Genomic DNA, 9,707 nt, shown 5'->3' with positions numbered 1-9,707 from the left:
AGGCCAGCTTCTGCACGCTTGAGCGCATCGATGATTTGGCTGTCTGTAAAACGTGACTTCTTCATAGTAGAGATTCTCCTTTGGAGGCATCTACTTCTCAAGACGCTGGTTTTACGGGGGGATTACCAGACCGAGTTTAACCATGATGCAAAAAGTGGGCAGATAGGGGATCTGCGGGCACTCAGCGATTCGCCTGCGCGGAGCCCGAATGCGCGCGACGAATCTTTTTTTACGATAGCGCGTGCGCCATTCTATCGGTCGATGACCGCAGGCGTGGCGTCGGAGAATTTGAAATGAAATTGAGACCACTTGTCCTTGGCGTGGGAGGGGGATTGGTCTTGCTCGTGGTGGCTGGAATCCTCTATTTCTTCTTGAGTGCCGGTGGCAGGCGGGAGGCAGCGTTGACGCATACCTTGCGTCCTGATGATCCTCAGGTCTTGCAAGTAGGCGCTCGCATATACGCTCAGAACTGTGTCGCCTGCCACGGCACCAAGGGCGAAGGCCAGCCCAACTGGCGTGATCGCGGATCGGATGGCTTGCTTCCTGCGCCGCCGCACGATCCCAGCGGCCACACCTGGCACCATCCTGATGCGCAACTTTTTGCCATCACCAAGCATGGCGTTGCCAAGCTCATCGACCAGCCTGACTATCGCACCGCCATGCCGGTCTACGACGGCGTGTTGAGCGATGACGAGATCGTGGCCGTGCTGTCCTGGATCAAAGCGCAATGGCCGCTGGAGGTACAGCAGCGCCATGACGAGATCAACGCCCAATACCGCAAGTCCCTGCCTCGCTAGCTGTCGGGACGACGGCAGAAGCAGACTGAATCGCTTCAACATGATGAAAGACTTGACCTTGACATCATGGGAAGGCAAAAAATAGAACAAGCGTCTTGAAAGGCATTGACATGAACCATCACCCATCACCCACATCACCAGCCCTCGGGGGCCAGTCGGCTGCCCTTGACGACATCTCACCGAAGGCGGACGACTTGAAGGATCCTGTGTGCGGTATGAGCGTGACCTCCCAATCGCCTCATCAGGCCATGCATGACGATCATCACTACCGCTTTTGCAGCACGCACTGCCGCGACAAGTTCATTGCAGACCCTGTGCGCTATAGGGTGAGCGAGGCACCGGTCGGTACATAAAATGCCGGCGCGCTCTATGTGTGCCCCATGCTCCCTGAAGTGCGCCAGGATCACCCAGGGCGCTGCCCCAAGTGCCAAATGAACCTGGTGTTGGAAGACCAGGCCAAGGACGGAACTGATGGTGCTCATCATCACGCCCACCATGCGCAGGGCCATGCGCAGCCCGGGGCGACCACCGACAAGGCCGCAGAAATGCCGGCTGGCACAATCTATACCTGCCCCATGTTGTTGATTTCCACGCAGAACTGACCCGCAGGGGGTGCGGATAAAAACTTGGACTGGGTTTATGTGGCTAGGCCAAGTTTTTGCCTGTATTCCACAGGACTTAAACGCCCCAGAGATACCTTGATGCGCTTTTCGTTGTACCAACGGATGTAAGTATCGACGGCTTCAATGAACTGCTCAATCGTCGTTGATTGCCAGTTGCCGGGATAGAACAACTCCATTTTCAGCCGTCCAAAGAAGCCTTCGCATGCTGCATTGTCTGGTGAGCACCCTTTGCGGGACATTGAACGAACCAACTTTGCATCGTGCACCCGCGACCAGTTGAATCCGCAGCCAGAAGCAGACTCTCATGACTGTTTTTCGAGCGGCAGCTTTATGCCTCAAAGGAGGCATACTCAATTCAGGTTAGATGAGCAATGCTGATGTGGCCTCGCGTAAAACAATTTCGCAGCGTCCATAAAGATCGTGGGTGATATCTCCCACATATAATTTCAGAACTATGACCCGCCGTCTGGCCATGTTCTTCGTGATGCTGAGCGTCTTCTGGCAAGCCCTTGCTGTGGCTGGCCAGATGCCTGTTTTTGCGTCTCATGAAGCACTTGAGCATGCGGCGATGCATCTTCAACAGGAAGGTCACCATCACAATGACGATGGTGCGGTTGAGCTTGATGAATCCTCTGATTCCAAACTGCACATGATGGCCAATGGGATGCCAGCTGCAGCGGTTGAAGCTTTCACCTTGAGCGTTCCTGCGCCCGACTGGGGAAGTTCTCCACCCAGTGCAGCCCTCGACTCCATACTCCCACACCCCATCCTGGAAGGTCTTCGACGGCCTCCCAGGCTCACAGCCTAGCTCTCTTTAGGTCGGCTTCATCCGTCTGAAGCCATCCCTTCGTTCGTGCATGTCATATCTGTCGCAGTACCTCGCGACGGTCTTGCTATGTACCCAGAGCATTTAGAGGCTTTGTGAACCCCAAATTCAAATGGAAGCTCTGCATCCTTGCAGGGCTGACGTTGGCGTGCACTTCTTATGCACAGCCGATGGAAGGCGTTGCTGCGCCCAATTTGAGCAGCAACATTCAAAAACCAACCCTGGCATCTGCCGTTGAAGGGGCATGGAACCGCGCCGTTGCCTCTGCTGAAGCGGCAGGGATTTCTCGACAGGCCACGGCAGAAAAGAAAGCGTCAAACGCTCTCTGGGCGGCACCTCCCTCAGTGGAGTTGAGTCACCGAAATGATCGCCTTCAAAGCAACAACGGTGCCCGCGAGACAGAAGTCGCATTGGCAGTCCCTCTCTGGCTTCCTGGCCAGAAAAGCGCCAAACAGCAAGCTGCAGATTCGCTGTCATCTCTCTCTCAGTTGTCTGAAACAGAGGGAAAACTGCGTGTTGCAGAGGTCGTCCGTGAGTTGCATTGGCAGATTGCAGAGCTGCAGGCCAACCAATCGCTGTCGAAGCAACAGACCAGCACTTTTGCGGCCATCGCATCTGATGTGGACAAACGTGTCCAAGCTGGTGATCTGGCAAGAGCAGATGCCTTAGCAGCCAAAGGTGAGCTTTTAAGCGCTCAAGCAGCTCAGTCACAGGCTGAAACCCAGCTTGAAGCAGCAAAGCGCCATTGGACATCCCTGACCGGGTTGGCTCAGACACCTGACGCTACGTTGGCAAGTGTTGAAAGCCCGTCTCCTCGTCAGTTGGCCGAGCATCCCGAGTTGTTGCGTGCGGAACAGCAGGTAGACCTGGCACGCAAGCGTGTGAACTTAGTTGCCAAATCGAATCGCAGTGCTCCAGAGCTGATCACGAAGCTCAGGCAGGACATACCGGCTCGTGGCCAGGGTTCTGCCTACAGCTTGGGCCTTGCCGTGCGTATCCCGTTTGGCACTGACGATAGAAATGCGCCATTGCAAGCTGCCGCCTTGACTGAGCTGGAGGTAGCTCAAAGCAAGGAGCAGGTGCTTCGCGCTCAGCTGCATGCTCGCATGGAAAACGCCAAGGCTGCAGCAGAGGCAAGTCAGTTGCAGTTGCAGACCGAGCGTGAAAAGGCCTCATTGCTTAACGAACGAGCCAGGCTGATTCGCGCCTCATTCAACGCAGGCGAAACATCTCTCCCAGAGCTCCTGCGCGCAGCCAGTGCCGCAGCTCAAGCCGCCTACAGCGCTGCTCGCCAGGAGGCTGCATTTGGCCTCTCACGTGCGCGTCTTCAACAAGCCTACGGACAACTGCCATGACTTCCCCATTTTCAATTTCTCGCGTTATCAGACGCGTGCTCTTAGTGGGTGGCTTCACCCTTTCTACGGGGATCGCCTTGGCATCCCCTGGTGCACACGGTCCCAATGGAGAGCATCTGGACGCAGCACCCACGGCAGGGGCCACTTCATCTGCACCCAGGTTCGAGGCGAAGTCTGAAAACTACGAGCTGGTTGGTCGCTTGCAAGGTGGCGAATTTTCGATGTTCATTAATCGATTTGCTACGAATGAGCCCGTGGATCAAGCCAAGGTGGAAGTCGAGCTGGGTCAACTGAAAGCCGCTGCGCTTTATCACTCGGACCAGGGTGACTATGCAGTGGCTGACGAGAAGTTCTTGGCAGAGCTCGGCAAGAAAGGGTCACACGCGCTGGTGATCACGATTCTGGACGGCAAAGAGTCTGACCTGCTGGACGGCACTTTGGAAGTCGGGGCGACCCAAGCTGCATCTGAGGCCACCCATGCTCATGGAGATGAAAACGCTTTGCTGTTTGGCGCATTGGCAATTGCCGCATTGGCCGCAGTGGGTGGATTGGGATGGCTCTTGGGCCGCGGCTCTAACAGCAAGGAAGCAAAGGGAGGCGCCCAATGAAACGCATCGTCATCATGTCTGCGGTCTTGGCCGTCACCATGGCTCAAGCCTCTCCGGGCGCCCATGGCCCCAACGGAGAGCATCTGGATACGGCCTCGGCCACTCCATCGGCAGCAGGTTTGAGTCGCCTGCCTGATGGCAGCGTCAATGTGCCCATGCTGTCCCAGCGTCGATTGGCAATTCGCACGGAAATTGCCCTGATGTCCGAAGCAAGCGCAGCCACCGAGCTGCCCGCCAAAGTCATTGCGGACCCCAATGCAAGTGGCCTGGTTCAGACGGTTGTGGGCGGAAAGATAGAGGCCGGAGCCCAAGGCTTGCCGTTCGCTGGCAAGACTGTACGTAAAGGGGAGGTCCTGGCGGTCGTAGCCCATCACGCAGAGCCACTTGCCTTGTCAGGACAGCGTGCCCAGTTGGCCGAACTCAGAGGTGCCCGAGAAATCGCACAAAAGCGTGTGGAGCGGCTTAAAGGGCTTGAAGGCACTGTCCCGCGCAAAGAGATTGAAGCAGCTCAGACAGAGCTTGCAAGCCTGAGGGCACGTGAAAGCGCAATCGGTGGCGGTCTTGCAGCCAAGGAAAACGTTGTCGCACCGGTTTCGGGTGTCATCGCCAGCGCCAATGTGGTGCTCGGCCAGGTTGTCGAATCCAAGGATGTCTTGTTTGAGATCACCGATCCAGCCAAGGTCATGGTGGAGGCCACAACGGCCGATCCTGCTCTAGCAGCCAACGTCAGTGCAGCAACGATCAAAGCGACGCCAGGAGTCCGTTTGGAGCTCATTGGTGCTGGTCGAAGCTTGCGTGACGGTGTGTTGCCATTGACCTTCAAGGCGGTTGCGTCCGATGGCACTCAACAGCTACCGATTGCTATTGGCCAACCTGTCACCGTGATTGCCAACTCCAAGCAAAGTGTCAAAGGCTTTGTTCTCCCTGCACAGGCGATCACCCGCAATCCGGCCAATGAGCCTGTCGTCTGGATCAAGTCAGGTGCAGAGCGCTATATCCCGCAACCCGTGCAGTACCATGCGCTGGACGCGAACCGGATCGTCGTCACCAAGGGGCTTGGCGATGAAAACCGGGTCGTGGTTCAAGGTGCAGCGCTGATCGCACAAATCCGCTGAACTGTGAGGTGACATATGTTCAACTGGATTGTTCGTAACAGCCTGCATAACCGCCTGTTTGTGCTGGCGTTCGCTGCGATATTGATGGTCTACGGGATCATCACGGCAGTTAAAACGCCTGTTGACGTCTTCCCGGACCTCAACAAACCTCTGATCACTGTTCTGACCGAAGCCGGGGGCATGGCCCCTGAAGAAGTCGAGCAGTTGGTGACTTTCCCTATTGAAACAGCATTGAATGGCATGCCAGGGGTCACTCGCGTGCGCTCCATGTCCGGGGTCGGTTTGTCGATTCTCTATGCCGAGTTTGACTGGGGAACTGACATCTACCGCAATCGCCAGTTGGTGGCGGAGCGGCTTGCGCTCGTACGCGAGCGACTTCCCGCTGATGTGGTGCCGGTGATGGGCCCTGTGTCTTCCATCATGGGTGAGATCATGCTGCTGGCCTTGCCCTTGAATGTGGGCGAAAAAGGCGCATCGGCCGCGACCCCCATGCAGGCACGGGAGTATGCAGACTTTGTGCTGCGCCCCCGCTTGTTGGCGGTGCAGGGTGTTTCGCAAGTCATTCCCATCGGGGGTGAAGTACGTCAATTGCGTGTCGAGCCTGACACCGCCCGGATGGCCCAGTTTGGCGTCACCCTTTCTCAGCTGGAAGCGGCTCTCAAGGGGTTTGCTGGCAATGCTGGCGGTGGCTTCATAGACCTCAATAGCAGGGAATATCTGATCCGCCACATCGGGCGCACCAACAAGGTCGAGGACCTGCAGTCAGCGGCAGTGGCCTGGCGAGATGGCCGTCCGATCCGCCTGGAGCAGGTTGCCAATGTCCGATTTGCTCCTGCCATGAAGCGCGGTGACGGCGGTTACAACGGCTCTCCTGCGGTCATCGTCAGCGTTCAGAAGCAGCCTGAGGCCGATACCGTTCGCGTGACGCGTGACATCGAGCAAGCGCTTCGAGAACTCAGCAAGGGCCGCCCTGAAGGCATCAACGAACCCAGAGCCTTGTTCCGACAGGCGGATTTCATTGAAGCCTCCATTGGCAACGTGACAGAAGCACTGCGTGATGGAGCCATCATGGTTGCCATCGTGCTGTTTGCCTTCTTGCTCTCAGCCAGAACCACTCTGATCTCACTGGTCGCAATCCCGCTGTCGCTGGCTGCCACGGCACTGGTATTTCACTGGCTGGGTCAATCCATCAATGTGATGACCTTGGGTGGACTTGCCATTGCCATTGGCGAGTTGGTTGACGATGCGGTGGTGGACGTAGAAAACATTCTGCGCAGACTCAAGCAAAACCGAGAGCAGGAACACCCGATGCCGACGCTTGAGGTTGTCCGCAAAGCCAGTGTGGAGGTTCGCTCCGGCATCGTCTATGCCACAGCCATCGTGGTGCTGGTGTTCGTGCCCCTGTTTGCTCTGCCAGGCGTCGAAGGCCGCTTGTTCTCGCCGCTGGGCATCGCCTACATCATCTCCATTCTGGCCTCCATGCTGGTGTCGATGACGGTGACGCCGGTACTGTGTTCCTACCTCTTGCCGAGAATGAAGCGCATTGATCACGGCGACAGCCCCATCGTCAGACGCCTCAAGCAATGGGATGAAAAGCTGCTGGCTTGGTCTTTCCCAAGAAGCAAGGCACTGATGGCTGCGGCCTTGGCTGCCGTCGTAATCGCGCTGGCCAGCGTTCCCTTCTTCCCGAGAGCGTTCCTGCCAGCCTTCAATGAAGGCTCTCTGGTTCTGGGCATGGTGTTCAACCCGGGGACGTCCTTGGCAGAAGCCAATCGAATGGGCTCCTTGGCTGAGACCTTGATCATGGAGGTGCCCGAGGTCACCCAGGTTGGGCGCAGAACAGGTCGCGCAGAGCTGGATGAGCACGCAGAAGGTGTTCACTCTGCCGAAATCGACGTTGATCTGAAGCGCAGCGAGCGTGATCGTGAAGCCGTGATGGCCGATATTCGCGCAAAGCTGTCTGTGCTTCCCGCACAAGTCGCTGTGGGCCAGCCGATTTCTCACCGCCTGGATCACTTGCTGTCTGGTGTCCGTGCTCAGATCGCCCTGAAGATTTCTGGTGACGATACCGACACGCTGCGTGGTTTGGCCGAACAGATGCGCCAAAGTCTTTCGAGCATCCCTGGCCTGGTTGACCTGACAGTCGAGAAGCAAGTGCTGATTCCTCAGATTACTGTGCGTCTTGACCATCAGAAGGCAGCTCAGATGGGGTTAGCTCCTGGAGAGGCTATTCGTGTGCTGCAAGCGCTAACGGATGGTGCTCATGGTGCACAGATCGTGGATGGCCCGCGTCGCTACGAGCTCGTGTTGCGTTTGCCTGATGAAGGTCGCAGTCCGCAAGATCTGGCTCGAACCCTGATCGACACGCCAGCTGGCCGGATTCCTGTCTCCGCTATTGCGACGGTTTCCGAAACGGATGGACCGAACCAGATCGGCCGGGAAAACGGCCGTCGTCGCATCGTGGTCTATGCCAACACGGATGGATCAGACATGAGCCGTATCGTGCGTGACATTCGAGCGGCGATAGATCGCACCCAGCTGCCGACCGGCAATTCCATCTCCCTGGAAGGCCAGTTCCAAGCTCAGGAGCAGGCAACGCAGAAGATTGTGTGGCTCTCGCTGATGTCTCTGGCATTGGTGTTCATGGTGCTTTACACGCGCTACCGCTCAACCACGCTGGCCTTGATCATCATGGCCAATATCCCGTTGGCTTTGGTGGGCAGTGTGATTGCCATGTGGCTTTCGGGAATCACGCTCTCCGTGGCCTCCATGGTGGGCTTTATCACCTTGACGGGTATTGCAGTTCGCAACGGCATCCTCAAGGTGAGCCACTACATCAACCTCTGCAAGTTTGAAGGGGAGCAGTTCGGCCAGCCAATGGTTGTCAGAGGCTCCCTGGAGCGCCTGACGCCTGTGCTGATGACTGCATTGGTGGCTGCGTTTGCCCTGACACCTTTGCTGCTATCTGCCGATGCTGCTGGCAAGGAAATCTTGCACCCTGTCGCGGTGGTCATCTTCGGTGGCCTGGTGAGCTCCACGCTCCTCGACACCCTGTTGACCCCTTTGATGTACCTGGCGTTCGGCAAAAAAGCCACCGAAAAGCTTCTGGCTTCAAATCCAGACACCGAAGGCACGCCTGAGCAGCAAGAAGCGTTTTAAAGCAATTACGGGCTTTGAGGCGCAGCCCTTGATGCGCCTCGCTTTAGCTAGGAATATTTATGAAAAAACTGCTGTCTGCAGCTGTCCTCGGCCTTTCTCTGATCAGCATGAACGCCATGGCTCATGGCACTGCCAAGCCTCAGCACGGCGGCATTGTCCAATCGGCCAGCGATCTGTCCTTTGAACTGGTTCCACAAGCCAATGGTGCTGCCATCTACGTAATCGATCACGACGATCCTGCTGACGTGAGCAAGATGGGCGGAAAACTAACCGTGCTCAATGGTGCGGAAAAGTCTGAAGCCGACATCAAGCCTGCCGGTGGCAACAAACTTGAAGCAATGGGCATCAAGGTTGCCAAGGGCAGCAAAGTTGTTGCAGCAATCACCGGCGTTGAAGGCCAAACTGTCACCGTGCGTTTTTCGGTGAAGTAACACCCAGCTCGACAAAGCATAGGTAAGACGAGGTAGTTATGAATGTTTTGGCAAACCGTGGAGTTGTCGCGGCACTCGGCGCGGCAGTTCTATTTGGAGCAGGTACACCAGCAGTCAAGATGCTGCTGGAGCATGCCAGTCCCTGGTTGATGGCAGGCATTCTCTACCTCGGCTCTGGTGTCGGCCTGCTGATCTACAGGCTGATTACGAAAGCTCCCGCAGTCGCCCTGAAGCGAAATGAGATGGGATGGCTTGCTGGGGCTGTCATAGCAGGCGGCATGATGGGGCCGCTGCTTTTGATGACAGGCTTGTCTGGGATGGCGGCAACCGATGCCTCTCTGCTGCTCAATGCCGAGGGCGTACTGACTGCGTTCGGAGAGGTCGAATTTCCGAGACACTGTCTGGGATTTCTCTGCAGGCAACTCATTTCCCAATTTCCCAGACAGTGTCTGGGAAATCTGTGGTTGAGGGTATGCGAGGAAGAAACGCCGCATGCTCTCCAGGTTGTTGACACCTAACCCACGCCCGAATCGGGCCGTCAAGTCGGCGGACAGGCGCTCCATCAACTGCTCACCGTAACCTGCCCGCCGCTTGCCTTTCTGCTCGGCCTCCACGATCCGTCGGCCAATCTCCCAATAGCTGGCCGTCATCAGCGCATTGACACTACGCGCCGCTGCCTGACGCGCAGCATCCAGCAGCTCGACGATGCCGCCGTGGATGCCGGCATAGCCAGCCGGTAAGGAGGCGGGCTTCCGCGTTGCCACAGGTGTCTTCCTTGTCATACTGTCACCTC

General features: G+C 57.0%; 9 protein-coding genes and 4 pseudogenes. 11 read left to right on the top strand and 2 right to left on the bottom strand.

Annotated features, from left to right (window positions below):
• The 4 genes and pseudogenes from J1777_RS13790 to J1777_RS13775 all read left to right on the top strand — a co-directional run.
• Window positions 1–297, top strand: a 297-nt coding sequence (locus J1777_RS13790) for a hypothetical protein (RefSeq protein ID WP_207576245.1), incomplete at its 5' end; no start/stop codon positions are given.
• Between the two features lie 140 nt (window positions 298–437).
• On the top strand, window positions 438–797 hold the full coding sequence (locus J1777_RS13785) for a c-type cytochrome (protein WP_242700555.1): 360 nt from the start codon (window positions 438–440) through the stop codon (window positions 795–797).
• 191 nt (window positions 798–988) lie between these two features.
• Window positions 989–1,237 (top strand): annotated as a pseudogene (locus J1777_RS14410) (heavy metal-binding domain-containing protein); the annotation flags it as partial.
• The gene (locus J1777_RS13775; RefSeq protein ID WP_207576243.1) at window positions 1,229–1,399 is read left to right on the top strand and encodes a hypothetical protein; all 171 of its coding nucleotides are present in this window, start codon (window positions 1,229–1,231) and stop codon (window positions 1,397–1,399) included. The pseudogene J1777_RS14410 and the gene J1777_RS13775, both read left to right, overlap by 9 nt.
• A gap of 35 nt (window positions 1,400–1,434) precedes the next feature.
• Here the strand turns inward: J1777_RS13775 and J1777_RS13770 are convergent.
• Window positions 1,435–1,695 (bottom strand): annotated as a pseudogene (locus tag J1777_RS13770) (IS3 family transposase); the annotation flags it as partial.
• 179 nt (window positions 1,696–1,874) lie between these two features.
• On the opposite strand from J1777_RS13770, the gene J1777_RS13765 reads away from it, so the two are divergent.
• The 7 genes and pseudogenes from J1777_RS13765 to J1777_RS13735 all read left to right on the top strand — a co-directional run.
• Window positions 1,875–2,228, top strand: a complete 354-nt coding sequence (locus J1777_RS13765; RefSeq protein ID WP_207576242.1) for a hypothetical protein — start codon at window positions 1,875–1,877, stop codon at window positions 2,226–2,228.
• A 113-nt stretch (window positions 2,229–2,341) separates the two neighbouring features.
• Complete coding sequence (locus J1777_RS13760; RefSeq protein ID WP_341352965.1) at window positions 2,342–3,601, top strand: TolC family protein; 1,260 nt, start codon at window positions 2,342–2,344, stop codon at window positions 3,599–3,601.
• Between the two features lie 116 nt (window positions 3,602–3,717).
• Window positions 3,718–4,209: a hypothetical protein gene (locus tag J1777_RS13755; protein WP_207576246.1), complete on the top strand. Its 492-nt coding sequence runs from the start codon at window positions 3,718–3,720 to the stop codon at window positions 4,207–4,209.
• Window positions 4,206–5,324: an efflux RND transporter periplasmic adaptor subunit gene (locus J1777_RS13750; protein WP_207576241.1), complete on the top strand. Its 1,119-nt coding sequence runs from the start codon at window positions 4,206–4,208 to the stop codon at window positions 5,322–5,324. The genes J1777_RS13755 and J1777_RS13750 overlap by 4 nt, the downstream gene beginning before the upstream one ends.
• A gap of 15 nt (window positions 5,325–5,339) precedes the next feature.
• The gene (locus J1777_RS13745; protein WP_207576240.1) at window positions 5,340–8,483 is read left to right on the top strand and encodes an efflux RND transporter permease subunit; all 3,144 of its coding nucleotides are present in this window, start codon (window positions 5,340–5,342) and stop codon (window positions 8,481–8,483) included.
• A 59-nt stretch (window positions 8,484–8,542) separates the two neighbouring features.
• Window positions 8,543–8,914, top strand: a complete 372-nt coding sequence (locus tag J1777_RS13740) for a hypothetical protein (protein ID WP_034371149.1) — start codon at window positions 8,543–8,545, stop codon at window positions 8,912–8,914.
• A gap of 38 nt (window positions 8,915–8,952) precedes the next feature.
• Window positions 8,953–9,228, top strand: a pseudogene (locus J1777_RS13735) (EamA family transporter); the annotation flags it as partial.
• Window positions 9,229–9,276: 48 nt separating this feature from the next.
• Here J1777_RS13735 and J1777_RS13730 read toward each other — a convergent pair.
• Window positions 9,277–9,696 (bottom strand): annotated as a pseudogene (locus tag J1777_RS13730) (DUF1016 N-terminal domain-containing protein); the annotation flags it as partial.
• Between the last annotated feature and the right edge of the window lie 11 nt (window positions 9,697–9,707).

The sequence above is a fragment of the Comamonas denitrificans genome (assembly GCF_017368815.1).
Classification (GTDB): domain Bacteria; phylum Pseudomonadota; class Gammaproteobacteria; order Burkholderiales; family Burkholderiaceae_C; genus Comamonas; species Comamonas denitrificans.
This window is presented reverse-complemented; position numbering and strand designations above follow the sequence as displayed.

Excerpts from the sequence above, each read along its gene's own strand:
- J1777_RS13775 (WP_207576243.1), top strand. The coding sequence starts at position 1,229 with ATGAACCTGGTGTTGGAAGACCAGGCCAAGGACGGAACTGATGGTGCT.
- J1777_RS13765 (WP_207576242.1), top strand. The coding sequence starts at position 1,875 with ATGACCCGCCGTCTGGCCATGTTCTTCGTGATGCTGAGCGTCTTCTGG.
- J1777_RS13750 (WP_207576241.1), top strand. The coding sequence starts at position 4,206 with ATGAAACGCATCGTCATCATGTCTGCGGTCTTGGCCGTCACCATGGCT.
- J1777_RS13745 (WP_207576240.1), top strand. The coding sequence starts at position 5,340 with ATGTTCAACTGGATTGTTCGTAACAGCCTGCATAACCGCCTGTTTGTG.
- J1777_RS13740 (WP_034371149.1), top strand. The coding sequence starts at position 8,543 with ATGAAAAAACTGCTGTCTGCAGCTGTCCTCGGCCTTTCTCTGATCAGC.